This is a genomic window from Mycobacterium sp. NGS66 (genome assembly GCF_059812225.1).
The window spans coordinates 1-26,856 of sequence record NZ_JCALCG010000014.1 but is presented as its reverse complement, the minus strand read 5'-3'; the positions used below and the strand labels follow the sequence as shown (position 1 = coordinate 26,856).

Below are 26,856 nucleotides of genomic sequence, written 5' to 3'. Positions count from 1 at the left end.
CCGGACATTTTCGAAATATCTGTCCAAGTCGTCGGTGTCGAGGAAGGCCCGCAGTGCCCGCTAACTCCACCCCCAGGCCAACGTCCACGCTGCCGCTGCACTCGCCGGACTTCTACGCCGGCGATCCGTACCCGGGCTATCGGAAACTGCGCAACAGCACGCCGGTCGTCTGGAATGACGTCACCAACTTCTGGGCACTGACGAAGTACGAGGACATCCGCCACGTCTCCGGCCATCCACTGACGTTCACGTCGACGAAGGGCATCTCGATCCCAGATCCCGCGATGCCAAGCCCGGTGCAGGAAGGAAACCTGATATTCACCGATCCACCGCGGCACCGGCAGCTCCGCAAGCTGATCAACTCGGGCTTCACCCGGCGGCAAGTCGCGTTGCTGGAACCCAAGGTGCGGGAGATCGTCAAGGGCATTCTCGACGACGTCGACCCGTCGCGGGACTACGAGTTCGCCGAGGAGATTGCGGCGCCGCTGCCGACCCGGATGATCGCGGAGATGCTCGGCGCGCCGGCCGAGGACTGGGAGCAGTTCCGGGCATGGTCGGACGCGGCGGTGGGTACCGCCGATCCAGACATCGAGCTGGACAACATGGTGGCGCTCGGCGAACTCTACGAGTACTTCACCAAGCTGATCGACGCACGGCGTTCCGGCAAGGTCACCGGGCAAGACGACCTGCTGTCCATCTTGGCGGCCGCCGAGGTCGACGGCGAGCGCCTCACCGATGCCGACTTGCTGAACTTCTCGTTCCTGCTGCTGGTGGCCGGCAACGAGACAACACGCAACCTGATCGCGCTGGGCACGCTCGCGCTGCTGGACCATCCCGGTCAGTTCGCCCTACTGCGCTCGAAGCCCGAGCTTCTGCCGCTGGCCGTCGAAGAGATGCTGCGGTTCACCAGCCCGGTAACCCATATGGCGCGCGAGGCCACCGAGGACGTCGAGATTCGCGGCCAGCGGATCAAGGCGGGTGAAACGGTGGTCATGCTCTACGGTGCGGCCAACCGCGACGAGGAGATCTTCGGCCCCACCAGCGAGGAGTTCGACATCACCCGAAACCCGAACCCCCACATCGCCTTCGGTGCCGGTGAACACGCGTGTCTCGGGGCGCAACTGGCACGGCTGGAGGCAAGAGTGATGTTCGAGGTGCTGCTGGGCGCCTATCCGAGCATCCAACTGACCGGCGATGTGACGCGGCTGCGCGCCACGATGGTGCCGGGCGTCAAGCGCATGCCGGTACGGATGGGTGCGGGTGTCTGATGGATTTCGACTACACCCCCGAACAAGAACAGCTTCGGAAGGAGTACCGCGAACGTCTCGAGGCGGTGATGACCCCGGAACGGCGCAAGGCGGTCGCAGGGCTGATGGAGGGCGGCGCCGCGATGACCGAGTGCCGGCGTGCGCTCGGCGAGGCCGGATTACTCGGCGTCGCGTGGCCTGTTGAGTACGGCGGTCGCGGCCTCACTGCCCTTGAGCAGTACATCTTTGGCGAGGAAGCACGACGCGTACACGCACCTCTGCCGTTCGTCACGCTGAACACGGTCGGCCCCACGCTTATTCAGTACGGAACCGAGGAGCAGAAGCAGAAGTTCCTCCCCGCGATCCTCAAGGGCGCGGTCGATTTCGCGATCGGCTACTCGGAGCCCGGCGCGGGAAGCGACCTGGCCTCATTGCGGACCAGCGCGGTGCGCGACGGCGACGAGTTTGTGATCAACGGCTCCAAGATGTTCACCAGTGGCGCGGAGTTCGCCGACTACATCTGGCTGGCCGCCCGCACCGATCCGAATGCCAAGAAACACAAGGGCATCACGGTATTCATTGTGCCCACCGATTCCCCCGGCTTCTCCTGGAAGCCCCTGCGCACGATGCCCGGTGTCTCGACGTATTACACCTTCTATGACGACGTGCGCGTCCCCGAGAGCGCCATCGTGCTCGGCGAGAACCAAGGCTGGAAGCTGGTCACCAACCAGCTGAACCTCGAGCGCGCCGCACTCGGCAACCTCGGCGCGCTGGAGCCATTGTTCGACAAGACGTTGGAGTGGGCCGAGACCACGGAACTCGACGACGGGTTCGTCATCGACCAACCGTGGGTGCAACAGGCGTTGGCTCGGGTGGAGGCGCAGGTCGCGGCCTACCGTCTGCTCAACCTGCGGGTGAACACCAACATCAGCTCCGGTGGTCTGGGTATGGGCGAGGCTTCGGCCGCAAAGGTTTTCGGTACCGAGCTCACCCAGCAGGTGGCCCGCGAGCTGCTCGACGTAGTGGGCCAGGCGGGCCTGCGCAAGGACGCGTCGGCCCCACTCAAGGGCGAACTGGAGAGCGCCTATCGACTCGCCGTCATCAACACATTCGGCGGAGGAGCGAACGAACTGCAACGCGACATCATCGCCATGGCTGGCCTGGGGATGCCGCGCGCGCCGCGCGACATGCGAGCCTCCTGAAAGGAGTGTCGTCACCTATGACCGAATTGACCAAAGACGAACTGCGCCAGCGACTCGACGCGCTGGTCGGCACGCCCACCGACGGAGTCGGCAAACCTGCTCGCGCCCCCGATCCGGTGAACCCCGCGATGATCCGGCACTGGGCGTACGCGTTGGACGACATGAACCCGGCCTACCTCGATGAGGAGTTCGCCCGCAACTCCCGATATGGCGGCTTGGTCTCGCCGCCGGTGATGCTGCAGAGCTGGACGATGCCGCCGCCGAAGCTGGTGGGCATTCGCGAGCGCGGCGGTGTGCCAATCGAAGTCAAGAGCAACCCACTGCAGTTCCTGTCCGACGCCGGTTACACCGGCATCATCGCAACGAACTCCGAATTCGAGATCGAACGCTATCCCCGGGTCGGAGACCAAATCACCGCCGAGACAGTCTTCGACTCGATCTCCGACGAAAAGAAGACGGCGATGGGCGATGGCTTCTTCATCACCTGGGTGACCACCTACCGCGACCAGAATGACGAGATCATCGGCCGCCAGTGGTTCCGCACTCTGCGATTCAAGACAAGAAACTGATGGCCAGCAGACTCGCCCCTTCGATCAGTCCGGACACCGAATTCTTCTGGTCGGGCTTGAAAGACAACGAACTTCGCATCCAGCGCTGCGCAGACTGCGGGGCGTTGCGCGTGCCGCCACGACCGATGTGCGGTAAGTGCCAGTCGCTGAAGTGGGACTACGTTGTGGCGTCGGGTCGCGGCACGGTGTATAGCTTCGTGATGCCGCATTACCCGCCGCTGCCGTTCCTCCAGTACCCATATGTCGTTGCGCTCATCGAACTCGAAGAGGGTGTGCGCATCGTGTCGAACCTCTGCGACATCGAGCCCTCTGCCATCGAGGTCGGCATGCCCGTCGAGGTCTTCTACGAGACGTTCGAAGCCCTCCCGAGTGGCGACGAGTTGGTGCTGCACCAATTCCGGCCGGCCGGCTGAGCAAAGGCGAAAAACACAATGGATTTCAGCTTCACCGAAGAACAAGAGACAGTCGGTAAAGTGGCGCGTCAGCTGTTCGAGCACCGCGCCACGCCCGAACATCTGACCGAACTTGAGTCCGGCGACGTGCGTTACGACGCCGCGCTATGGAACGAACTCGCATCCGCCGACCTGCTCGGCATCGCCCTGCCCGGATCCGTGGGCGGCAGCGGCGGCGGTTTCCTGGAGTTGGGTGTGCTGCTCAGCGAGGTCGGGTTCAGCGTCGCACCGGTGCCGGTCTACGCCACGCTCGTGCTGGGCGCGGATGCGATTGCACGGCACGGTGATTCCGCGTTGCAGCAACGGTATCTACCGGGCGTGGTCGACGGCAGCACGATCCTCACCGCGGCGCTCGTCGAACCGGGCAACTCCGACCCGACAACACCGCGCACCACCGCACGATCCGACGGCGACAGCTGGCGGCTCGACGGCAGCAAGGAGCTTGTGCCCGCGGCACAACTCGCATCGGCCATCGTGGTGTCGGCGCATACCGAGGCCGGTCCGGGACTGTTCATCGTCGACACCGGGGCCGATGGCGTCGCCATCACACCGGTTTCCACTACCAACGGTGAACCCCACGCCGATGTGGACTTGACGGGAGCTGCCGGCCGCCGGCTCGCCGAACACGACGCCGGAAATATAGTCAGCTCGCTCTACACCCGGGCGCTTGTCGGCCTCTGCGCGATCCAAATCGGTGTTGTGGAAAGGGCTTTGAAACTGGCTGCCTCCTACACCAGCGAGCGTGAACAGTTCGGCCGCCCCATTGGATCCTTCCAGGCGGTCCAGCAGCGCCTCGCCGACGCTTTCATTGACGTCGAAGCCATCAGGTGGACCACCTGGCACGCCGCATGGTTGATCGCCCGGGGACGACCGGCCGATCGCGAGGCCGCCATCGCCAAGTTCTGGGCCGCCGAGGCAGGCGCCCGCGTCGCGGCCTCGGCCCAGCAGGTACATGGCGGCATAGGAATCGACGTCACGTACCCGCTGTCTCGTTATTTCTTGTGGGCCAAACAGAACGAACTTGCACTGGGCTCGGCGTCGCAGCATTTGGCTCGTCTGGGCAACGCATATGCGGAAGGAAGTGGCAAATGACCTCCACCATCAAGCGCAGCACGACCCTGGCGTGGAACGCCATCAACGTGGGTGATGAGGTCACACCGATGGACGTGCCGGTAACGACCACGCTGATCGTCGCGGGTGCCATCGCCTCGCGCGACTACATGCCGGTGCACCACGACCGCGACTTCGCCAATTCCCAAGGCTCCAAGGACATCTTCCTCAACATCCTGACCACTAACGGGCTGTGTGTGAAATTTCTGCACGACTGGGCTGGGCCCGAAGCAATGGTAAAAAAGCTCTCCGTTCGCCTCGGTGTTCCCGCATACCCCAACGATCCCTTGCGCTTCGAAGGCAGAGTCACCGACAAGTCGTCCGTCGACGGCGAAGGCTTCGTGGAGGTCACCTTCAAGGGCAGCAACAGTTTGGGTGACCACGTCTCCGGCACCGCGGTGCTCAGCCTTCTCGACGGGGTCGATGCATGAGCGCAGGCATCGGCGGGAAAACCGCTCTCGCCGGTATCGGCCAAACCGAATTCTCAAAGGAGTCTGGCCGCACCGAAATGCAGCTTGCCTGCGAGGCGGTCAAGGCGGCCATCGACGATGCGGGCCTGCGGCCGCGCGATATCGACGGCATGGTGACGTTCACCGTCGACGAGAACGAGGAGATCGAGGTCGCACGCAACGTCGGCATCGGGAACCTCTCGTTCTTCACCAGGGTGCCGCACGGCGGCGGAGCGGCAGCGGGCACCGTGATGCAAGCCGCGATGGCCGTCGCGACCGGTGCCGCCGAGGCAGTGGTGTGCTACCGCGCGTTCAATGAACGCTCCGGCTTTCGTTTTGGCGGCGCCGGACGCCAACCCGGTGTGACGCCGTTGTGGATGGCGCCGTATGCCCCATTCGGGTTCATGACGCCGGCCGCGTGGGTCGCCTTGCACGCCCAGCGGTACATGTCGACCTACGGGGTCACCAACGCGGACTTCGGCAAGATCTCGGTCATCGACCGCAAACATGCCGCCAACAACCCGGACGCCTGGTTCTACGGTAAGCCGATATCCCTTGAGCAGCACCAGGAGTCGCGCTGGATCATCGAGCCGGTGCTGCGCCTGCTGGATTGCTGCCAGGAAAGCGACGGCGGCGTCGCGATGGTGGTGACCAGCGTCGAGCGGGCGCGAGATCTGCCCAACCCTCCTGCCGTCATCACCGCGGCCGCCCAAGGCGCAGCCTACGACGGCGAGGTGATGACGAGTTATTACCGCGAAGACATCACCGGGCTCCCCGAAATGGGCGTGGTCGGCGACAAGCTGTGGCGCGACTCCGGACTGAAACCCAATGACATCTCGACGGCGTTCCTCTACGACCACTTCACGCCTTTCGTGTTCACTCAACTCGAGGAGCTCGGGTTCTGCGGACGGGGCGAGGCCAAGGATTTCGTGTCGATCGACGAGCTGTCGTTGGGCGGGCGGATGCCGATCAATACCAACGGCGGGCTGCTCGGCGAGGCCTACATCCACGGGATGAACGGCATCACCGAGGGAGTGCGACAGGTGCGCGGCACGTCCCACAACCAGGTCGATCACGTCGAACACGTGCTGGTCACCTCGGGCACCGGCGTCCCGACCAGCGGACTGATCCTCGCGCCCGACAGGTGAGCCGCAGCACCGCTACTCTGATCGGGAGCTAGAAAGGGGTCCTCCATGACGCAGGCGACCGCGACCGACACCCGCGCTGCCATCATCGCGGCGGCCTTCGCCTGCTTTCGGACCCAGAGCCTGGCCAAGACGACCATTGTCGACATCGCCCGGGCCGCCGATGTGTCCCGCAGCACGTTCTATGAATACTTCCGGGACAAGGAGACAATCGTCGAGGCCTGTGCCGAGGCGGCATCGCAGCGGTTTTACCGCAACATGGCCAAGGCGATCGACCGTCGCGGCGGTAGCACGCTGGAGGGCCGGCTCGTGGAAGCCGCCGTCTTTGTCACCCAGGCACGCCGGGTCGTCGAGCCGGAGGCGTACTTCGACGAGGCGGAAGTCAGCCTGATGATGACGAAGAACGCCGCCATGCTTCTCAAGGAATGCACCGAGTTCCTGGCGCCGTACGTATCCGCCGCCAGGTTGACCGGTGAGGTCCGAAGTGATCTCGACATCCCCACGGCGACCGAGTGGTTTGCTCGAATCCTGTTCTCGCTGTTCACGACTCCGTCGCCGACGATCGATATGCGTGACGACGACGCGGTTGCCGACTTCGTGCGGGCCTATGTCGTCAACGGGTTCGTCGACGGCCGCGCGCGGCGGCGATAGCGTAGAGACCGAGGAACACGAACTTGGAATTCAACCGAGATCGCTGAGCTTACAGGATCGCCCCGGATTCCTTGTACTTCGCGATCATGTCCCAGTCGATGCCGGCATCCATCAAGACTTCCTCAGTGTGCTGTCCGTGCTCGGGCGCTCCGGCTGGAATAACCGGCTGTTCGTCGAATTGAACGGGGTTGGTGGGCAAGGCAAACGGCATGTCGCTGACGGTTTGGGTGTGTGCGATGTAGCCGTTCGCCACGACGGCGGGGTCCTGACAGAGCTCGGCCGGCGTCTGCACGATTCCCCACGCCCCTGAGAGCACCGCCAGAGTCTCGCGCCATTCGGAGAGCGTGCGCTTGGCGAACGCCTCGTCCAGCAGCGCGACCAGACTGACTCGATTCTCGAACCGAGATGCGGGATCGGCGAATCGCGGATCGTCCACCAACTCGGGAAGACCGATGACTCGCATCGCCTCGGCGTAGAACTTGTCGAGCTGCAGCATCATCAACTGCACGTAGCGATCATCTTTCGTGCGGTAAGTGGCGACCAGCGGGTTGGGAGAATCGGCGTGCCCATACTTGGGAATGGCGCTGCCACCGTGTATTTGGCTCACCGCGACGTCTGGGCTGAGGTTCCAGGCGGCCAAGCCGAGGAGCGAAACGTCGACCACCGAGCCTTTCCCGGTCGTTGCCTTCTTGTAGAGTGCGGCGGCGATCCCTCCCGCGATCGTCATCCCGCCGAGCAGGTCGCCAAACGCCGGCCGCGAGCGCACCAGCTCATCCGCCTCCTCGGTGAGGACAGCGGCGATTCCCCCCCGCGCCCAGTAGGACACACCGTCATAGCCAGGTTTGTCGGCATCGGGCCCCTTCGGCCCGTGCCCCGATCCCCGCACATAAACGATGCTCGGGTTGGCCGCTCTGATGTCGTCGACATCGATGCCGAGCTTCTTGCGGCGCTCCGGCAGGTAACTGGTCAAGAACACGTCGCAGGTTTTGGCAAGTTCGCCCACTAGCTCCTGGCCGCCCGGCGTGCTCAGATCCACACCAATGGATTTCTTACCCCGATTCGGGATTTCGATCATGTAATTGACCGACCCGCCGCCCGCGTCGACGATCCCCATCGTGACCAGGCCGCGCTGCGGATCACCACCGTCACGCGGCTCGACCTTGATGACTTCTGCGCCCCACTCTGCGAGTACCGCGCCGGCTGACGGCACAAATGTCCACGCGGCGACCTCCAGCACACGAACCCCACTGAGCACCTTGTCGTCGAGAATGACGCCCTCCCCAGCTTGCGATAATCAATATTTACGATAAATGAGAATGTCACTTTCCTCGTGTATTGTAAACGGATGCCTGGCTGCGGTGTATTTCGCAGGCAGATCAGACGAGAACCGGTGTTCTCGTCTGACGAAAAGGCGACTATCCTGTTGAGGCCCAATGAACGTCCCACGAGGATCCCGACCACATGCCCTTCCCGACAATCATCCCCACGATCCCGCGACTGGTGAGATCGTGCGCGGCGAGTTTCGGCGACAAGCTGTTCCTCATCGCCGACGGGCAGGCGCTGACGTATGTCGATCTCGACGTACGTTCGTCGCAGTTGGCGATCGCACTCCTCGCCGAGGGCATCGGAAAGGGCGACCACGTCGGGATTCTGATGCCCAACAGTGTGGAATGGGCGCTCGCCTGGTTCGCGGTTACCCGCATCGGCGCCGTCGCTGTTCCACTCAACACGTTCTACAAGTCGCCCGAACTTGCCTGGACCGCCCATCACGCAGACCTGAAAGCGATCCTGGCGTGCTCGACCTTCCGCAACCACGATTTCGTCGAGCGACTCGAAGAGGCGTTACCCGGTCTCGCCGATCAGCGTGAACCGGGCCGCATCGTCCTGCGCAGGGCGCCTTTTCTGCGCACGATCAGGGTCTGGGGATCGTGTGATCGGCCCTGGGCGACGCCATTTGAGAACAGGGAAGTACCGACTGGCATCGATACTGATTTCCTTCTCGACGTCGAGTCCTGCGTAACCCCGGCCGACGAGGCGATGATCATCTACACCTCGGGCAGCACCGGTGACCCGAAGGCGCCGGTGCACACGCAGGGCACCTTGGTTCGCCACACCTACAACCTCACCTTCCAGTACGGCGTCACGCACGACAGCGTCTTGTTCACCGCAATGCCGTTCTTCTGGGTGGGCGGGCTGATCACCGGATTACACGCCGTGATTCACCACGGCGCCACGCTTGTGACCCAGCCGGCGTTCGATGCGGCAGACGCCTTGGAATTGATGGAGCGGTACCGTGCGACGATCGCCCTCGGTTGGCCACAACAGGGCAAGTCTTTGTCGGAGCACCCCGATTTCGCTGAACGCGACCTGGGTTCGGTGCAGCGCACCAGCATGCCCGCGATGGTGCCGCCCGAGAGGCGACCCAAAGGACCGAACGCCCTAGGCATGACCGAACTGTGCGGCAACCACATCGGCGTGGACCCTTATCCGCCGCAGCCGCCGGATCGCGCTGAGACCGGAGGGTTTTCGGTCGAGGGTCTCAGCCACGTCCTCATCGATCCCCAGACCGGTGTACCGGTCCCGCTCGGGACGGAAGGTGAGATCTGGGTGCGCGGCTACTCATTGATGCAGCGCCTGTACAAGCGCGAGCGCGAGGATGTGTTCACCGCGGACGGGTACTACCGGACCGGTGATTGCGGCGTCGAGTACGACGACGGCTGGATCAAGTTCACCGGCCGGTTAGGTGATCTGATCAAGACAAGCGGCGGAACCAATGTCACACCAAGCGAAGTGGAGCTGGCACTTGTCGAGTGCGACGGCGTGCTCGAAGCCTATGTGGTCGGCGCCGAGAGTCCCAAGGAGGGAACGGTGGTTGCAGCCGCGGTGGTGCCGCGCGGCGAATCGACACTCGACGACGAGACATTGCGGCGACAACTGCGGCGCCGACTTTCGGCATACAAGGTGCCGAAGTTCATCTGGGTTACCTCGAAGCAGAATCTGCCATTCACCGCGACGGGGAAGGTCAAGAAGGTGGAGTTGGCGCAGCAGCTCAGCGGACTGATGGTGCGCGGCGAGGTTTAGCACGTCGCCTCCAGACCCACGAGCGGTCGCGACAGCAGCCCGCTGTGACCGGCACTTGAGTATCTGCCTATCACGGCACTAGGCAATGTAATTCAGCACACCGAGACGCGCGACTGCCGGCTCACGATGGAAGGTCCCGACAGCGGATTGGCGATCACGCCGGGCGGGGCATCGACGACGTCGGGAATCGCGTTGACAGCGGCCATCGCCGTGACGGCCACACCTGGATTCACCCGGTCGGTTGCCGACTGCTCGAAATGCAACTCCAGGCTCATACTCGGACTGCCCTCAACGCGGAACACCATGCCGCCTTCACCCTCACGGGCAGGCTTGGGCCAGCGATCCGGCCATGGCGTGCTGCTGACTGTCGCGAAGTATTGCACGGCGACAACCGGTCTCGCACCGACTATGCCGGCAAGTTGCCAGCGGTGGGCACAAATCGTCCCCTCCGGGATGACACTTAACGCGGTCTCTAGATCTGACGGTGCAAGCAGCGTCTCCCAATCCAGTTCTATCCGGTCCAGCTCGAAACCCAGGATGTCAGCGATGTAGCGCACCACCGTGTCCCAGTCCTTGCTCACCTTTCCCGAGGCGATGCGAACCGGCACGTGACCGTCGGGCTTCCCAAAGCCCATCGACTCGTGTAAGACGTCCCAGATCGGATACGCCTTGTCCAGATCGAGCGCGTACTCGTCCATTCGATAAGAGTCGACCCGACCTGCCCCCGCGAAAAGAGCGGTGGGGATGTTAAGGCTGATAAAACCCGGCTCACTGCCGGTCGCATAGAACGTCGAATTACCCTTTCGCGCTGCACTTTCCAACAGTTCCCGCCATTCTGAGGGGGCCGCGGCCGGATAGACCAACGGAATGGTCGAGAACGTCACCACGTTGATGCCCGCCTCGAGGTAGCCGGCGATGTCGGCGATGGCTTCGTCTTCGCGTCGGACCGCTGTCGCGCAATAGGCGACACAGTCCGGAGCCAAAGCCAATACCGCTGATATGTCGCTGGTCGCCGCTACGCCGACATCCGCCGTCCCACAAAGTTGGCCGGCATCCACCCCGACCTTCTCCGGGGTCGACACCTTGACGCCCACGAGTTCCAGCACAGGATCGTCGATGATTGCCCGCAGCGCCTCACGGCCGGTCAGCCCGGTGCCGACGTGGACCACGCGGTAGCGCCGCGTGCCTTGAGACTCCAATGTGTCACTACTCCTTATCATTTCGGCACTAACAATCACCTGTAGAACGGCCCCGGCTTGCCCGCATTCTGCAGATGGCCGTACGGATCGTAGACTTTCATACTCGGATAGGGGTTCTGGTCGTAGGCAGGCTCGCTCAGGCCCGCCGCCCGCAAACTCGCGAGCAGAGCCAGCGGCACCGCGAACGACACCAGACCCACCGTCACCGAGATCAGCAACTGTCGGGTCAACGTCAGACGTCCTCGCCACGCGGGCAACCAGTAAGCAATCCGGTTGATCAGCACCAGTTCGCCATCGTCGTCGCGCACGCACATCACCGCGACCATCGCGAAGATGAACGAGTCGTACACCGCCATGATCAGCGGAAAATAGACATGCCCGACGTGCAACACGGGGCCGACAGCTTCCGTGTAGAAGAAGATGCCGCACCTCATCCAGATGAACTGAACCAGCCCGTTGATAGGAATCGCAATGACGGCCGCGCCGAGGAACACCGCGATAAGCCGATGGCGCGCAAGCCAACTCGTGCGCGGGATCAGCGGTTTGACGAATCGGTTATGCAGTTGGAGGATGGCGAGGCCGGTGAGCAGATAATAGGCGGCATACCCGCCCAGGAACGCCAACGCCGGTTCAAGATTCGGCGATATGTTGACATACGGCCAGGTCAGCGGGAAGTGCAGCATGCGCGGATCGAAGGTCGCGAACGTTGCCCAGTTCGCCAGAGGATCGAGCGCACCGGTGATCAACCCGGCGAAGGCGATCACCACCGCCCAGTGCACCTTCCGCTGTCTGTAAGACAGCCATACCAGAGTGCCGATCAGGCCGATCGCCATCGGAATCGAGCTGATAGACACGGCGAGCGGCCAGTTGTCGAAGCCGAGGAACGGTGGATAGGGCGCAGGACCAGGACGCGGATTGGTCCTCGTCGGGTCACCATGCAGACCCGATTGAATTGTCGCGATGGTGATGATCGCAAAAGCCAGATAGGCGACAATGAACAGCCCCCACCCCACCCGTGCGGGCCACGATGACGGGGACTTGGCCACCTCGGCGGCGCCGGAATCCGGTGCGGAATCAACAGTATTCGTCATGTCACCCGCACCGGCAGGGTCGCCCAGCCTCGGACGCTGGTGGTGTGAGCCCGCTTCGCGTTGTCGTAGTCGACTTCCCAGTCTGGCCATCTGGTGAGCACTTCTTCGAGAGCGATGCGCGCCTGAAGCCGCGCCAGCGCCGCACCCAGACAGAAGTGGATGCCGTGGCCGAAGGACAGATGCGTCGCCCGCCGATGGATGTCGAATCTGTCGGCGTTGGCGTACTGTCGCTCATCGCGGTTCGCGGATCCGTTGAGCAGCAATATCACCGAGCCTTCGGGAACCGTCTGCCCGTAGTGTTCGACATCGCGGGCGACATAGCGCGCCTGTACTGGCGATGGCGCCTCGTAGCGCAGCACCTCTTCGACCGCGCCGGGAATGAGGCTGAAATCCGCTGCGAGCTCGCGGCGCTGGTCCGGATGATCGGACAACAGCTGCCCGGCGAAGCCGATTAGCCGCGTCGTCGTCTCATTGCCGGCGCCCACGAGGGTGCCCGCATAGGTCAGCACCTCCCCGCGGGTCAACCGACTGCGGCTACCGTCGGGCTCTTCGATCTCCGCATTGACCAGTTCGGTCATCAGATCATCGGAGGGGTGGTCATAGCGCCAGTCGATGAACTCCTCCAGCATCGAGCCTTGGCGCGTCAGCATGTCATCGGCCACCTCGACGAGCCCGCCGTCTTTCAGTTCAAGGAGCCGGTCGGTGCTCCGTCGGATCGCGACCTGCCTGTCCTCGGGTATGCCCAGCAAATATCCGATCGTGCGCATCGGCATCCACGCGCCGAGGTCGGCGATGAAGTCGAACGTATCGGCGTCCGCGAGGGGCTCCAGCGCGCGCCGGCAGAACTCCCTGGCCAGCGGTTCGACGGCCGCCATCCGCCGCGGCGTGAACACCCCGGAGAGCAATCGCCGGTGCAGGTCGTGGATCGGCGGGTCCTCGAACAGGATGATCCCGGGTGGTATGTCGATTCCGTTGAGGATGATGTCGGCCGTGGTGCCTTTACCAGACCGGTAGTCATTCCAGTTCACCAGCTCACGCGCGACATCCGCGTGCCTGCTCAACGCGTAAAAGCCGTACTTGTCGTTGTGGTACAGCGGCGCGACATCACGCAGCTGTTTCCACACGGGATACGGGTCGTCATCGATCTCGAAGTCGAAAGGGTCGTAGTATGGAGCAACCTTCACACTGTATGTCACAGGATGAGAATAGGCGTTATCGGCTGCGGTAGCGACTTTTTGGCCCTACTAGGATCACCACTGCCAATACATCGAAGGGAGCGAGGGTTGACCGCCAGCACCCGTCCGCTACGAGTCATTCAGTGGGCCACCGGCGCCGTGGGCACCGAGATGGTCAGGACAATCCTCGATCACCGGTCAGACCTCCAGCTAGTGGGCGCGCGGGTCTATTCCAATGCCAAGAACGGCGTCGATGTAGGAACCCTTGTCGGCAGAGACCCGATCGGCGTGACCGCGACCACCGACGTCGCGCAGATCCTTGCGCTCGACGCCGACCTGGTGTTGTACGCGCCGTCGTTCACCAGTGTTGACGACGTTTGCGCTCTGTTGGCGAGCGGAAAGAATGTGGCAACGCCGGCGTTCCTCTTCCACCCGCGACGCAGCCCCGAAGCCGACCGCGTGCGCCTGCAGGCCGCGTGCGACAAGGGCGGCAGCACCATCCACGGCAGCGGATTGAATCCGGGAAACCTGTCCGGGGTGCTGCCGCTGGCGCTGTCTGGGATGAGCCGCACCATTGATCGGATCACTTTGCAGGAGCGGGCCGACTGGACGCTGTGGGAGAGCACCGAGGTCACCTTCGACGGGATGTGGTTCGGTCGACCACCGGACGAGGTCACGCCAACGGCCAACGACTACCTCAGCTTCTTGACGCGACTGTTCGTCGAGCAGACCTGGTTCATCTCTGACACCCTGAATGCGGATATCGACGATGTGTCGGTCACGCTCGAAACCGTCGCCGCGACAAAGGAGTTGCAGATCTTCGACTATGTTGTCGCGGAGGGCACCACCGCCGGGCAGCGATGGAAGTTCGTCGGCCATCGCAACGGTGAGACGCTGGTCGAGTTCGAGACGCTGTGGACCGTCGGCGGTGAATACCCGGAGCACTGGCCCAAACCTCTCGACGGCTGGACGCTGACGATCGAGGGTGATCCATCCATGCGCACGCACTTCTTGCCGTTGGCCAGTTTTTCTCGGGCCGCCTCGATCGAGGAGCACGTGAGAGCTGGACTGATCGCCGTCGCCATGCAGGTCGTCAACGCCGTTCCGGCCGTGTGCGCTGCGCCGGCAGGGTTCGCGACGATGGCCGACCTGCCACTGATCCGCAGTTACACGGGTTTCGGCAATCGAAGCCCGGGTGCGCTCTAGCGGTTGGTCCAGTGCGCGACGAATGGGGCGATCGTGGAAAGGTCGTAGAGGCCCGGTTCGGCCGCAATCACCGTCGGTATCGCGTTGATCGCATGCATGGCGGTGGCCAAGCAGGCCTGTTCGGAGTGATCCTGGTCGTGCGAGCCGATCACGAGGTGCAGCCTCAGGCTTGGTTCGCCGTCAAACGTCACCTCGTAGCCGATCTCCGTAGGCCAGTCCGGTGCGAGATCATCGGCCATGCGGGTGAGGTGCTCGACCGCTAATGTGGTTGCGCCGCAATCGACCTCGACACCGAACCGCATCGCACCGACCGTGCCGGCGGGGATCTCGCCGGCAGCCACCGTGAGCGCCCGTGGCGTGGTCTCGACTTCACGGAACCCCTGCACCGACCTGATCTCGAGTCCCAACGACTGCGCGAGCACCGTGGCACTGCCGATCCAGGCGCTGGCCGCATAGTCGGTGTTACTCAGTAGCGGCGACGTGTCGTCGGGCGCATGCCCGAAACCCATGGCATTGAAGATCAGATCATGGCTGGCGTAGGTCGAGTAGTTGAGCACTTCACGGATGCTGATCCGTCCGACGCGTGCGGTGAGCCGCGACAGGATGGGCGCCAGTGATTCGCCGACGAATCCCGGATATAAACCGAGTCCGAGGAACGAGGATCGCCCTGTGCGACAGGCATTTTCGATGCCGTCTGCCAACGACGCATGCAGCGATCGGGGATGGATGAACCGGCTTCCGGTGGCCACGACATTCTTGCCCGACGCGAGCAGCTCGCAGACGTCGGCAAAACACCCGGGCGTATCGGTCTCAACCTTGCCCATGTAGAGCACCACGTCCGCGTCGGTGCTGATGATCTCGTCGCGATCGGCGGTGGCGGGAAGTCCGACTTCGCTTGCACCGCATAGCGTGCCGACGTCCACCCCGGCCTTCGCGGGGTCGTATACGCGCACCCCCACCAATTCCAGATCCGCCCGTCCGATGACGTGACGAAGTGAGATCATCCCGGTAACGCCGGTCGCCCATTGGATCACCCGTGTCATGGCATACCTCTTTCAGTCCCACACCACGTCGAGGCGGGGCGGGGAACGGAACATGGTGCCGGTGATGTACGGCGGCGGTGCGTCAGCATCGAGCCGCAGACCGGGCAATTCATCGAACAGCGCGTTGAAGATTTTGGTTGTCTCGAGCCTGGCCAGGTGCATACCGAGACACACATGCGCTCCGTGAGCAAAGCCGATGTGCGGCTTGCGTTCCCGGAAGATGTCGAACCTCTCCGGTTCTTCCCATCGTGTCTCGTCGTGATTCGCGCTGCCCAGGCTGAGCATCATCGTCGCCCCTTTTGGCAGATGTACGCCGCCCATCTCGGTATCGGAGGTGACCTCGCGCATGAAGTTGAGCAGCGGCGTTTCCCAACGGATTCCTTCCTCGATGGCCTGAGGCAACAAGGTGCGATCGTCGCGGACGGCGTCGAGTTGGTCGGGATGCGTCAAGAGCGCCAGGGCAAGATTTGCCGTCGACCGCGAGGTCGTCTCCGCGCCGGCCGGTAGCAGGTTGCGCATGAAACCGTAGATCTGCTCGTCGGACATCTTCACGCCGTTGACTTCGGCACCGGCCAAGATCGAAACCATGTCGTCCTTGGGGGATTTGCGTTTGTCGGCAAGTATCCCGACGAAGTACTCCTTCATCTCGGCCGATGCGCGCAACGCACGTTCCATGTCCCCGCGGAAGCCCAGCAGGTCGATGGCGAGCCGGTGAAACTGCAACACTTCGGCATCCGGAAGGCCCAGCAGTGCCGCGATCACCCGCACCGGGATCGGCATGAAGACCGCATCGACGAGGTCGGCGCGCTTGGCGTCCTTGAATTTCGCGATGGTTTTGTCCACCAAGGGACCGACGAGTTCGGCGTCCCAGCGCTTCATCGAAGAGCGGGCGAAGGCGAACTCATGCAGTTTGCGGTAGACCGCGTGTTCAGGTTCCTGCATCTCCAGAATCGTCGGACCTTGTAGCGGCCGGACAACCTTTTCGTAGCAGCGCGTGCTGAACGTGATGTTGTCGGTGAAGATTGCCTTGACGGTGTCGAACGTGTAGGCGGTGAACGTTGGCGGGCCGCCACCCGAATTGCCGACCATCCCCATCTCCGGCCAGCCGGCGTGCACCGGGCTCTGCGCACGTAGCTTCTTGAGCAACGGATATGGCGATGCGGCGCCGTCGGCACCCATGCCTTGGTTGAATCTGTCTTGCGCGTCTCGAATTCTCTGTTCGAGCTCCGCGACGGTCGCCGGCTCGGCCATCTGACGACTCCTCACTCGTGCCATCGGCTGCTTGACAACCTACATGATGTAGGTTGAGGGAGGCCAGTAATCGCGGCCACGCGAAAGAGCAACCAGGAGCGTTCGATTGACGATTCGAGTGGTGCAATGGGCGACCGGCGCCGTTGGCCGTGCTGCCCTGCAGGAACTGATTGAGAATCCTGATTATCAGCTGGTCGGGGTATTGGTCTACGACCCCGCCAAGGCCGGTCAGGATGCCGGCGCGCTGTGCGGGTTGCCGCCCACCACCGGAGTGGTGGCCACCGCAAACAAGGAGGAGATCGTCGCGTTGGGAGCCGATGTCGTCGTGCATGCCGCCAGCAAGGCTCACGCCGTCGAGACCAATGCCGAGGACATCTGCCGGCTGCTTGCCGCGGGCTCCAACGTCATCTCCACGACGTCGTACAACCATTTGCCCACCTACGGGCCGGAGACCGAGTCGGCGTTTGCGGAGGCCTGCCGCGCGGGCGGATCGCGTTTCCACGCCGCCGGGGAGAACCCGGGCTTCATGTTCGAGCGCCTGGTCGCCACGGTGACGGGATTGAGCAAGACGATCGACCGTATCGATCTCTACGAGGCGACGGACGTGTCCGCCGTCGACAGTCGGCCCATGCTCGTCGACCTCATGGGCATGGGACGGCCACCCGAAGACGTCAGCGTCGACTCGCCGATCATCAAGAAGCTCGACATGGCCTACCGGCAGGCCCTCAACGGGACGGCCGACGTCCTTGGCATCACGCTCTCGCATGTCGAGGTGTCAGTGGACGCCACCACGCTCCCCCACGACCTCGAGGTGCTCGCAGGCACGATCGAGGCGGGAACGGTAGTGGGACGGCGCTTTTCGTGGGTTGGCCATTGGGCGGGCCGACCACTGCTCGCGATTCACGAGGAATGGGTGCTCACCCGCGATCTCCCGCAGTGGGGGTTGAAACCGCTGGCCCGCGGGGAGAAGGCGCCGCTGATTCGCGCCGTCATCAAGGGCGTGCCCAGCTTCGAATTGCAGCTCGACGTCGGGTGGGACGACCATGCGCCGACAGGGCAGCACGCCCAGCCTGGACACCTGATGATCGCGATGAGCGCGGTCCGGGCGATTCCCTATGTGCTGGCGCAGCCGCCGGGCATTGTGACCGCGCCGGTGTTCGGGGCGATTCAGCTAAGAGCCGACACCAACCGCCCGTGAGATGTGGTCGCTGGGCGTCGCGTGAAATACATGCGCCGAGCCGTCGGGCAGCACACGGCGGGCGATCAGGTAGTCCGTACCCATCCAGCCCTGCCGGATGTAGCGTCCGAACCGCAGGAAAGTCCCCGGCGCACCGCTGGCCGACGGCACGAGCTTGACCTGCTCGATGCCGCGCTTGACGCCCTCGCCGGTCAACGGACGCGCGGCCGCGAGGCCCCGCGTGATCACCGTAGCCACATCGTGAGTGAGCCCGGGCATCGAATGTGCCGGCCGTCGGCCGAACCGGGCCTCGAACCGATCCAAAAACGCCTGCCCGACCAGGTTGCGCTCGTCATAGCTGTCCAATCCGATCCACCCCGACAGTTGCCGCATCCACTCGGCGTTGATGTGTGCCATCTCGAAGGCGGTGGTGGTGTAGCGCGGCGGATCCCAGCCCTCGGCCGCCAGCGCGTCGGTGAAGCCCCACAGCCCGTGGCCGAACCCGACGTGCACCAGCGCGTCCGGCTCAGCAGCCCGCAGCTGTTTGACCACCCTAGTTTTGTCGGCCTCCACCTGAGGTATCGCGACCGTGGTAACGATCTTCAATCCCGCAGCCGCATAAGCCTTTTCGGCGAATGCCAAGTATTCCTTGCCGATCAGCGATGCTTCGTAGGCGATCGCTATCCGCGTCCGGCCGTCGCCGAGCAGCACGGCAGCCAGCATCACTGGCTCTTCGGGCATCGATCCGTTGTTCAGCGCAAATGTCCATTCTCCGAGCGCCCCCTCAGAGCCCGACAGGATGATGTTGGGAACTTTGGCGACTCGATCGGCGTGCGCGGCCAGTGGCACCGCGTTGTCGGAGACATACGGACCGTAGATCGCGAGACACCCCTCGGCGACCAGCTCGTCGTAGGCGGTCTCCACGGCGTGGTAGGTGCCGTTGGGCAGGCCGATCACCTGGCGCTGCACCAGCTCTATGGGCCGATCGATGAGTCCGGCGGCGACGGCCTCGTCAAAGACCAACCGCAGGGTGTCGAGAGTGTCATTGTCGGTACCGGCTTGAGTCGGATAATCGTTGAGCAAGCCCACTTTCAGCGGCGCCACCGATCCGTAAGCACGAACCTTGTCGTCAGCCATACCGGCAACATACAGGATGCATGTTGCTACGATGCGAACATGGCCAAACGCGGTGGCACCGACACGGAGCGTCGGGCACGAGGCGACCAGACCCGACGGAATCTGGTCGACGCCGGCCGGATCCTGTTCGTGGAAAAGGGTTACTTCAACACCAGCATCGGCGAACTTGTTGCCACCTCCGGCGTGGGCACCCGCGGCGCCTTCTACCACCATTTCAAGGACAAGGCCGAACTCTTTCGCGCGGTCTTCGAAGAAGTCGAACGCGACCTGACACTGCGATCGCTGGCCTCGCCGCCGCGCGGCAGCGATCCGTGGGCGCGGCTTTCGGCGGGTCTGCACGGCTTTCTCGAATCGGCACTCGAACCCGAGGTTCAGCGCGTGATGCTGCTCGACGGCCCTGTGGTACTGGGCTGGCAGACATTGCGCGCCATCCAGGAGGCCAACAGCATCGCCCTGATCAACGAAATGGTTCGGGAAGCAATTGCCGAGGGCGTCATCGACGACCAGCCCGTCGGGGAGCTGACGCACATGGTCGTCGCCGCGCTGGAGGAGGGCGCGCTTCTGGTCGCGCACGCCCGGCAACCGTCCCGGGCCCGCCAGCGAGCGGCCAAGGTGCTTGATCGTCTGCTGCTGAGCTTCGCCGCAGAGCCGCGAAAGGCACTGCGGAAATGATCATTATCGGTTAACGCATATAGTCACTCTTAATTTCTGATAGCCTCGCTCTCGACATCCGGTAAGGAAGACCATGACTGACCAACCGGCCCTGCGAGTCGCCGTTGTCGGAGCCTCGGCGGGCCTGGGGCGTTGCATCGGCATCGGCCTCGCCCAGCGCGGTGCCAGGGTGGCCTTCCTCGCGCGACGCCACGACCGATTGGTCAACGCGGCCAAAGAAGCCCAGAACGGTGCTGCGGCCGTCGCGTGCGACGTCACCGACGCGCCGAGCTGTCAACGGGCCGTCGCGGAAGTGGTCGGCAACTTCGGCGGCTTGGACGCACTGGTCTATGCCACCGGCATGGGCATTCTCGCACCGCTGGCCAACATCAGCGGCGAGCAATGGGCGAAACTGTTCGCGACCAACGTAACCGGCGCAGCGCTCGTCACCGCCGCCGCCGCGCCACACCTCGCCGCGTCGGCGGGGTCCGCGGTATACCTATCGTCCTTGAGTGCGTCGTATTCATCACCCTGGCCGATGCTCGGCGCCTATGCCGTCACAAAGGCCGCACTCGACAAACTCGTCGAGGCGTGGCGCATCGAACACCCGAATATCGGCTTCACCCGACTGGCGGTGGGTGACAGCTTCGGCGGTTCCGGTGACTCACAGACCGAGTTCAACAAGAACTGGGATCCACAAGCCCTGGAGACCGCCATCAGGTACTGGATGGAGCATGGCTATATGCAGGGCGGCCTGGTGGACGCCGACCACCTTGTCGGTGTTGTGCACTCCGTACTCAACTGCGGCAGTAGCAGTTTCATCCCTTATCTGACCCTGGCTCCCCGACCGGCCAACGCGGTCAAGGAACTTCGGCAGTGGTGAAGGACATCTGAAGGAATCCACTATGAAATCCAAAGCGGCCGTGTTGCGCGGTGTGGGTATGGACTGGGAGGTCACCGAGGTCGAACTCGATCCACCCCATGCCAGCGAGGTCTTGGTCAAAATGGCGTACGCCGGCATCTGTCACTCCGACGAGCACTTCTACACCGGCGACAGCGTGCCCAGCAGGGAAATGGAAGAGCTGATGCGGGAATCGGGACTTCCGGTGCCCGAGTGGTTTCCTATGCTCGGTGGTCACGAGGGGTCGGGCGTCGTGGAATCTGTCGGTCCAGAGGTCAAGACACTCAAACCCGGTGACCACGTGGCGATTTCGTTCCTGCCCGCCTGCGGCAACTGTCGCTGGTGCGTCACCGGCCGCACCTACCTGTGCGACGTAGGCGCCGATATCTACAGCAAGGCCATGACAACCGACGGAACCCGACGTCGCCATCTGGGTGATGAAGACCTGATGGCGATGATGCAGGTTGGGACATTCTCGGAATACGTTGTCGCGTCGGAACGCTCGTTGGTCAAGATCCACGATTGGATTCCGCTGGATGCAGCGTCGTTGGTCTCCTGCGGGGTAACGACTGGATTTGGTTCCGGCTCCGTCGCGGCGGGCACCGAGCCCGGTGACACCGTCGTGGTGATCGGTGTTGGCGGAATCGGCATGAACGCTGTTCAGGGTGCCAAAATTGCTGGGGCAACGCATATTGTCGCGGTCGATCCCAACGAGTTCAAGCGAGAGGTCGCACCGTCGTTCGGTGCCACGCATACCGCCGTAGATGCAGCTGCCGCAATCGAATTGGTCAAAGACATCACCTGGGGGGTGATGGCGGACCGCGTCGTTCTGACCGCCGGGGTAGTTCCGGTTGATCTCATACTGGTGGCAATGATGCTGTTACGCAAAGGCGGAACTTGCGTACTGACGGGCATGGCAAAGGTGAGCGACCTGATGGTGCCCATGAGTCTCGGTGACATGGTTAGCTCATGTAAGACCTTCAAAGGCGTGCTCTATGGCGAGATGAACCCACGCGAGGCCATGCCGAAACTGCTGTCGATGTATGAGGCGGGCCTGATCAAGCTCGACGAGCTGATCACGCAGAAGTACAAGCTCGATGACATCAATGAAGCGATGAAAGACCTTCGCGCCGGAAAGAATATCCGAGGCGTCATTGCCTTCGAGTGATTACCATCCCATCCACGCAAGGTCGACGCCCAGAACTGGCTGAACCGCACGCGACGTGCGCTATGCAAAGCACACAATGTGCGTTACGCTCAGCCGATGGCGCAGCTCACATTCCAGCGCGCCCGCACTGAGGAAAAGAAGCGCCAACGTGCGGATGCCCTCGTGGAAGCCGCACGCTCGCTGGCAATGGAAACCGGCGTCGCGTCGGTCACCCTGACCGCGGTCGCCAACCGCGCCGGAATTCACTACTCGGCGGTGCGCCGCTACTTCACCTCGCACAAGGAAGTCCTGCTGCATCTGTCCGCCGAGGGCTGGGTACGGTGGTCGAATACCGTGTCGGAGAAGCTGGCCGAGCCCGGCGCGAAGTCGCCCTCGCGTATCGCCGAGACACTGGCCGAAGCGCTGGCCGCAGACCCGTTATTCTGCGACCTGCTGGCCAACCTGCACCTGCACCTGGAACACGAGGTGGACGCGGAACGGGTCATCGAAGTCAGGCGGATCAGCACCGCGGCCACACTCTCGCTGGCCGATTCGATCGGAAACGCGCTGCCCGAACTTGGACGATCGGGCTCGCTCGACATCCTGCTGGCCGCGTACTCGCTGGCGGCGACGCTATGGCAAGTCGCGAACCCGCCGAAGCACCTGACCGACGTCTACGCCGAGGAGCCCGAAGTGGTTCCGCCCGAGTGGAATCTGGACTTCGCCTCCGCCCTTACCCGCCTGCTGACGGCCACCTGCATCGGCCTGATCTCGGAATCCGCATAACCCCAGAAAGGAGGCCGGAGCGTTTTGGCATGGCGAACTGCAACCGGTGAAGACGGTCCCGAACTCTCCGTGCGCCCGGGGCACGAGCCGACCGCGCAACCCTCCGCCTCGACCCGTATGGCACAGGAGGCCGCGCCGCCGTCGGACATCAAGCGCCGCGGCGGCGCCCGAGGGGTGGAAGGTCGTCAAAGGGGGACTGCGGTGGCCAACGAGTTCAAGGCCGCCCCGGGGCGCGCCAAGAAACAGGGGCTTCTGGGGCGTTTCTGGCTGGTGCTCACGATCGCAGCCGTCGTCGCGGTATCAGGATTCGTGGTGTACCGGTTGCACGGCGTCTTCGGCGTTCACAAAGGATCGTTCGGTGGTGGCACCTCGGGCGAGGTCCTCGATGAGTTCAACGCCAAGACGATCACGCTCCAGGTCTGGGGCCCACCGGGCAGCAGGGCGACCATCAACTACCTCGACGAAAACTCCCACCCCCAGCAGGCCCTCGACGTGCCCTTGCCCTGGAGCAAAGTATTGAGTTCAACGAAGCCCGGCATCCCGGCAAACCTGGTAGCGCAAGGCGACGGCAGTTGGATCGCCTGCCAGTTCGTGGTGAACAAGCACGACGGGAGCGGTGACGTCATCAAGACTCCGAACCGCTCAGATCCCACCCAAACCGTGAACGCCTTCGTCTACTGCCTGGACAAGTCCGCATGAGCGAGCCAGCCGAGGCTAATTCTGCCGCGCCGCGCGTCGACCAGCCGTTGATTCCGCCGTTCCTGCCGCGGATGATCCACCGGCTGGCGCTGCCGATCGTCCTGGTGTGGTTGGGCATCGTGTTCGTCACCAACACCGTGGCCCCGCAGCTGGAGGTCGTCGCCAAAAACCACTCGGTATCAATGAGTCCGACCGACGCGGCGTCGTTTCAGTCGACGATGCGGGTCGGATCGACATTCAAAGAGTTCAACACCGACAACTCGGCCATGATTTTGCTGGAGGGCGACCAGCCCCTCGGGGCCGAAGCGCACCGCTACTACGACGAGATCGTCAGGCGCGTCGAGCAAGACAAGAAACACGTTCAGCACGTCCAGGATTTCTGGAGCGATCCGCTGACGGCGGCTGGTTCCCAGAGCCACGATCAAAAAGCCGCGTACGTCCAGGTCTACCTCGCCGGCAACATGGGCGGCGGGCTGGCGAACGAGTCTGCCTTGGCCGTGCGCAAGATCGTGGACTCGGTGCCCGCGCCGCCGGGAATCAAGGCCTACGTCACCGGCGCGGGTCCGCTGTTCGCTGATCAGTCCCACGCGGGTGAGAAGGGTGTCGCGACGGTCACGCTCATCACCTTCGTGGTGATCATCGTGATGCTGTTGTTCGTGTACCGGTCGATCGTCACCGTGGCGATCATGCTGGCCATGGTGTTCATCGAGCTGGCAGCGGCCCGCGGTGTCGTCGCGACCCTTGGTAACTACGGCGTCATGGGGCTGTCGACCTTCGCCAACAACATGTTGGTGCTGATGGCGATCGCCGCCGGGACGGATTACGCGATCTTCGTGGTCGGCCGCTATCACGAGGCCCGCGGGCTGGGCGAGACCCGCGAAGAAGCGTTCTACACCATGTTCCACAGCACCGCGCACGTCGTGCTGGGATCCGGCTTGACCATCGCCGGCGCGATGTACTGCCTGAGCTTCTGCCGACTGCCGTACTTCGAGTCGCTGGGGGTGCCTTGTGCGGTCGGCATGCTGGTCGCGGTGCTCGCGGCTTTGACCCTGGCGCCGGCAATCCTGACGGTGGCTTCGTTCTTCAAGCTCATGGATCCGAAGCGCAAGCTGCAGACCCGGGGCTGGCGTCGCATGGGCACCGCGGTCGTCCGCTGGCCCGCACCGGTTCTCGCGGTAACCATCGGCGTCGCGTTGGTTGGTCTGCTCGCCCTACCCGGTTACAAGACGGACTACGACAACCGCCACTTCCTGCCGGCCGACACGCCGGCCAATGTCGGTTATGCCGCCGCGGACCGGCACTTCGACCAGGCTCGGCTCAATCCTGAGCTGTTGATGATCGAGACCGATCACGACCTGCGTAATCCGGCCGACTTCCTCGTCCTGGACAAGGTCGCCAAGGCGGTCTTCCACATCCCCGGTATCGGCCGGGTGCAGACCATCACCCGGCCGTTGGGCACACCGCTCGACCACAGCACCCTCGGTTTTCAGATGAGTGCACAAGCCGCGGGGCGGATCCAGACCCAGCACTATCAGGAAGAGCAGGCGGCAAACCTGCTCAAGCAGGCGGACGAGCTGCGCAAGACGATGGCGACGCTGCGTGAGCAGATGCGGGTTACCCAGGATCTCAGCAACACGACGCACGAAACCACGAGGCTCACCAAGGAAACCGTGCAGATCACCGAGGCGTTACGCGACGACATCGCGGTCTTCGACGATTTCTTCCGACCGATCCGCAGCTACTTCTACTGGGAGAGGCACTGCTACGACATCCCGATCTGCTGGGCACTTCGGTCGATCTTCAATGCGCTCGACGGCATCGACCAAGTGGCCGAGAACATCGTGAACCTCAGCGCGAACCTCGATCGGCTGGATCAAATCCAGCCCCAGCTGGTGGCGCTGATACCGCCGCAGATCGAGAGCCAGCAGCGCAATCTCGACACCATCATGTCGAACTACGCGATCACGATGGGTCTCAACGAACAGGCGAAAGCGCAGTCCGACAACGCCACCGCCCAGGGCGATGCCTTCGACAGAGCGAAGAACGACGACACGTTCTACCTCCCGCCGGAGGCGTTCAAGAGCCCGGATTTCGCGCGAGGTCTCAAACAGTTCATCTCGCCGGACGGGCACGCCGTTCGGCTGATCATCTCCCATGAAGGCGACCCGGCGAGTCCTGAAGGCATCAGGCACATCGAACCGATCAAGCAGGCCGTGCACGAGGCGATCAAGGGCACACCTTGGGAGGGCGCCAAGGTCTACCTCGGCGGTACCGCCGCGACGTATAAGGACATGCACGACGGCTCCAACATTGACCTGCTGATCGCCGGAATTGCCGCAGCCACACTCATTTTCATCATCATGCTGGTCATCACTCGAAGCGTCGTGGCGGCCGTCGTGATCGTCGGAACGGTGTTGCTATCACTGGGCGCCTCATTCGGACTCTCCGTGCTGCTATGGCAGTACATCCTGGGCATCAAGTTGCACTGGATGGTGCTGGCAATGGCGATCATCCTGTTGCTGGCGGTCGGCTCGGACTACAACCTGCTGTTGATATCGCGGTTCAAGGAGGAAATCCACGCCGGGCTTAAGACAGGGACGATCCGCGCGATGGCCGGTTCGGGCTCGGTAGTGACCTCCGCGGGTCTGGTGTTCGCCGCGACGATGGCTACGTTCATGTTCAGCCCGCTGCTGGTGATGGCCCAGGTAGGTACGACGATCGCGCTGGGTTTGTTGTTCGACACCTTGATCGTGCGGTCGTTCATGACGCCGTCGCTGGCCACCTTGCTCGGGCGCTGGTTCTGGTGGCCGCAGCACGTGCGTCCCCGGCCGGCCAGCACCATGCTGCGACCGTACGGACCGCGTCCCGCCGTGCGCGAGCTGATCCTCAACGACGTCGACGAGCACCCACCGGGCGGAGTGGTACAACCGCGCTGATGTAGCGTGGTGGTCTCAGTATCAGCCGCCATTAGGGACGATGATCTGCCGCGGGGTTGGGCCGTAGCTCCGGCGAGGTCGTGACTGCAATCGCCGAACGGGCCGTCGCGGCGCTCGATCGCGGCCGCAAGCGATGGCCGTGGCGGGCAGCTCTGCGGTGGCCAACGGCGACACCGGTCGCTCGCTTCCAAGCATTCGTTGAGCAGCCGCCAAGACCCGTATTCGAACCTCAGGAGGTCCCTCCGACAACCGGCCCTTCAGGCGGAGCCGCCATCAGTAAGGAAACACAAGATGACCATCACCGAACCCACGCCGACTCCAGTCGCCGCAAAGGCTCGCACCTACAGCGGCCTCGCAGTTACGGCATTTATTCTCAGCCTGACTCCCCGCTTCGCGCTGCACGGCGCAACAGACGCTGACATCACCCGCATATTCGACCTCCTCGCGGTCCTGTTGAGCGTAGTTCTCGGGATCGTTGCGCTACGCCGCATCAATAAAGACGGTCAACAGGGCCGGGTACTCGCGATTGCGGGCCTGACGATCTCCGGCGT

24 protein-coding genes and 1 pseudogene are annotated in these 26,856 nt (G+C 63.4%); 18 read left to right on the top strand and 7 right to left on the bottom strand.

Features of this window, described 5'->3' with window-relative positions; translation table 11 throughout:
- Positions 1-95: 95 nt before the first annotated feature.
- The 8 genes from AC5Y2L_RS22225 to AC5Y2L_RS22190 are packed head-to-tail and all read left to right on the top strand — an operon-like array spanning position 96 to position 6,825.
- A complete protein-coding gene (locus AC5Y2L_RS22225; RefSeq protein ID WP_499932430.1) occupies positions 96-1,268 on the top strand; it encodes a cytochrome P450 in 1,173 nt (390 codons plus the stop codon).
- Complete coding sequence (locus AC5Y2L_RS22220; protein WP_499932290.1) at positions 1,268-2,449, top strand: acyl-CoA dehydrogenase family protein; 1,182 nt, start codon at positions 1,268-1,270, stop codon at positions 2,447-2,449. The genes AC5Y2L_RS22225 and AC5Y2L_RS22220 overlap by 1 nt, the downstream gene beginning before the upstream one ends.
- Positions 2,450-2,466: 17 nt before the next feature.
- Complete coding sequence (locus tag AC5Y2L_RS22215; RefSeq protein WP_499932292.1) at positions 2,467-3,018, top strand: FAS1-like dehydratase domain-containing protein; 552 nt, start codon at positions 2,467-2,469, stop codon at positions 3,016-3,018.
- On the top strand, positions 3,018-3,431 hold the full coding sequence (locus tag AC5Y2L_RS22210; protein WP_499932294.1) for a Zn-ribbon domain-containing OB-fold protein: 414 nt from the start codon (positions 3,018-3,020) through the stop codon (positions 3,429-3,431). The genes AC5Y2L_RS22215 and AC5Y2L_RS22210 overlap by 1 nt, the downstream gene beginning before the upstream one ends.
- Before the next feature lie 18 nt (positions 3,432-3,449).
- On the top strand, positions 3,450-4,562 hold the full coding sequence (locus tag AC5Y2L_RS22205) for an acyl-CoA dehydrogenase family protein (protein WP_499932296.1): 1,113 nt from the start codon (positions 3,450-3,452) through the stop codon (positions 4,560-4,562).
- Positions 4,559-5,011, top strand: a complete 453-nt coding sequence (locus AC5Y2L_RS22200) for a MaoC family dehydratase (RefSeq protein WP_499932298.1) — start codon at positions 4,559-4,561, stop codon at positions 5,009-5,011. Before AC5Y2L_RS22205 ends, AC5Y2L_RS22200 begins: the two co-directional genes overlap by 4 nt.
- The gene (locus AC5Y2L_RS22195) at positions 5,008-6,177 is read left to right on the top strand and encodes a lipid-transfer protein (RefSeq protein WP_499932300.1); all 1,170 of its coding nucleotides are present in this window, start codon (positions 5,008-5,010) and stop codon (positions 6,175-6,177) included. Before AC5Y2L_RS22200 ends, AC5Y2L_RS22195 begins: the two co-directional genes overlap by 4 nt.
- Positions 6,178-6,222: 45 nt before the next feature.
- The gene (locus tag AC5Y2L_RS22190) at positions 6,223-6,825 is read left to right on the top strand and encodes a TetR/AcrR family transcriptional regulator (protein ID WP_499932304.1); all 603 of its coding nucleotides are present in this window, start codon (positions 6,223-6,225) and stop codon (positions 6,823-6,825) included.
- 49 nt (positions 6,826-6,874) lie between these two features.
- Here AC5Y2L_RS22190 and AC5Y2L_RS22185 read toward each other — a convergent pair whose 3' ends face one another.
- Positions 6,875-8,095: a CaiB/BaiF CoA transferase family protein gene (locus AC5Y2L_RS22185; RefSeq protein WP_499932432.1), complete on the bottom strand. Its 1,221-nt coding sequence runs from the start codon at positions 8,093-8,095 to the stop codon at positions 6,875-6,877.
- A gap of 191 nt (positions 8,096-8,286) precedes the next feature.
- Between AC5Y2L_RS22185 and AC5Y2L_RS22180 the strand changes: the two genes are divergently transcribed.
- Positions 8,287-9,906, top strand: a complete 1,620-nt coding sequence (locus tag AC5Y2L_RS22180; RefSeq protein ID WP_499932307.1) for a class I adenylate-forming enzyme family protein — start codon at positions 8,287-8,289, stop codon at positions 9,904-9,906.
- Positions 9,907-9,998: 92 nt separating this feature from the next.
- Here the strand turns inward: AC5Y2L_RS22180 and AC5Y2L_RS22175 are convergent, their stop codons facing one another.
- From AC5Y2L_RS22175 to AC5Y2L_RS22165, 3 genes are read right to left on the bottom strand one after another with little or no spacing between them, the layout of a single operon-like run.
- Complete coding sequence (locus AC5Y2L_RS22175; protein ID WP_499932309.1) at positions 9,999-11,126, bottom strand: NAD(P)H-dependent amine dehydrogenase family protein; 1,128 nt, start codon at positions 11,124-11,126, stop codon at positions 9,999-10,001.
- Positions 11,127-11,140: 14 nt separating this feature from the next.
- Positions 11,141-12,151 (bottom strand): hypothetical protein, encoded by a 1,011-nt coding sequence (locus AC5Y2L_RS22170; protein ID WP_499932311.1) that lies wholly within the window; start codon positions 12,149-12,151, stop codon positions 11,141-11,143.
- Positions 12,152-12,192: 41 nt separating this feature from the next.
- A complete protein-coding gene (locus tag AC5Y2L_RS22165; RefSeq protein ID WP_499932313.1) occupies positions 12,193-13,392 on the bottom strand; it encodes a cytochrome P450 in 1,200 nt (399 codons plus the stop codon).
- Positions 13,393-13,542: 150 nt separating this feature from the next.
- On the opposite strand from AC5Y2L_RS22165, the gene AC5Y2L_RS22160 reads away from it, so the two are divergent.
- Positions 13,543-14,577 carry a dihydrodipicolinate reductase gene (locus AC5Y2L_RS22160; protein ID WP_499932433.1) on the top strand — a complete coding sequence of 345 codons (1,035 nt, stop codon included), beginning with the start codon at positions 13,543-13,545 and terminating at the stop codon, positions 14,575-14,577.
- Here AC5Y2L_RS22160 and AC5Y2L_RS22155 read toward each other — a convergent pair.
- Positions 14,574-15,620 (bottom strand): NAD(P)H-dependent amine dehydrogenase family protein, encoded by a 1,047-nt coding sequence (locus AC5Y2L_RS22155; protein WP_499932315.1) that lies wholly within the window; start codon positions 15,618-15,620, stop codon positions 14,574-14,576. The two genes, AC5Y2L_RS22160 and AC5Y2L_RS22155, sit on opposite strands and share 4 nt — an antisense overlap.
- A 12-nt stretch (positions 15,621-15,632) precedes the next feature.
- Positions 15,633-16,871 (bottom strand): cytochrome P450, encoded by a 1,239-nt coding sequence (locus tag AC5Y2L_RS22150; RefSeq protein WP_499932318.1) that lies wholly within the window; start codon positions 16,869-16,871, stop codon positions 15,633-15,635.
- A 121-nt stretch (positions 16,872-16,992) separates the two neighbouring features.
- On the opposite strand from AC5Y2L_RS22150, the gene AC5Y2L_RS22145 reads away from it, so the two are divergent.
- Complete coding sequence (locus AC5Y2L_RS22145; RefSeq protein ID WP_499932435.1) at positions 16,993-18,069, top strand: NAD(P)H-dependent amine dehydrogenase family protein; 1,077 nt, start codon at positions 16,993-16,995, stop codon at positions 18,067-18,069.
- On the opposite strand, the gene AC5Y2L_RS22140 is transcribed toward AC5Y2L_RS22145, so the two are convergent.
- Complete coding sequence (locus AC5Y2L_RS22140; protein WP_499932320.1) at positions 18,043-19,185, bottom strand: ABC transporter substrate-binding protein; 1,143 nt, start codon at positions 19,183-19,185, stop codon at positions 18,043-18,045. The genes AC5Y2L_RS22145 and AC5Y2L_RS22140 overlap by 27 nt on opposite strands.
- Positions 19,186-19,224: 39 nt before the next feature.
- On the opposite strand from AC5Y2L_RS22140, the gene AC5Y2L_RS22135 reads away from it, so the two are divergent.
- The 7 genes and pseudogenes from AC5Y2L_RS22135 to AC5Y2L_RS22105 all read left to right on the top strand — a co-directional run.
- Positions 19,225-19,857 (top strand): TetR/AcrR family transcriptional regulator, encoded by a 633-nt coding sequence (locus tag AC5Y2L_RS22135; protein ID WP_499932322.1) that lies wholly within the window; start codon positions 19,225-19,227, stop codon positions 19,855-19,857.
- Between the two features lie 73 nt (positions 19,858-19,930).
- A complete protein-coding gene (locus tag AC5Y2L_RS22130; protein ID WP_499932324.1) occupies positions 19,931-20,719 on the top strand; it encodes an SDR family oxidoreductase in 789 nt (262 codons plus the stop codon).
- A gap of 22 nt (positions 20,720-20,741) precedes the next feature.
- The gene (locus AC5Y2L_RS22125; RefSeq protein WP_499932326.1) at positions 20,742-21,905 is read left to right on the top strand and encodes an NDMA-dependent alcohol dehydrogenase; all 1,164 of its coding nucleotides are present in this window, start codon (positions 20,742-20,744) and stop codon (positions 21,903-21,905) included.
- Positions 21,906-22,001: 96 nt separating this feature from the next.
- A complete protein-coding gene (locus AC5Y2L_RS22120; RefSeq protein ID WP_499932328.1) occupies positions 22,002-22,670 on the top strand; it encodes a TetR/AcrR family transcriptional regulator in 669 nt (222 codons plus the stop codon).
- 117 nt (positions 22,671-22,787) lie between these two features.
- Positions 22,788-23,369, top strand: coding sequence for an MmpS family transport accessory protein (locus AC5Y2L_RS22115; RefSeq protein ID WP_499932437.1), 582 nt, complete (start codon positions 22,788-22,790; stop codon positions 23,367-23,369).
- The gene (locus AC5Y2L_RS22110) at positions 23,366-26,305 is read left to right on the top strand and encodes an MMPL/RND family transporter (RefSeq protein WP_499932330.1); all 2,940 of its coding nucleotides are present in this window, start codon (positions 23,366-23,368) and stop codon (positions 26,303-26,305) included. Before AC5Y2L_RS22115 ends, AC5Y2L_RS22110 begins: the two co-directional genes overlap by 4 nt.
- A gap of 291 nt (positions 26,306-26,596) precedes the next feature.
- A pseudogene (locus tag AC5Y2L_RS22105) lies at positions 26,597-26,856 on the top strand (hypothetical protein); the annotation flags it as partial.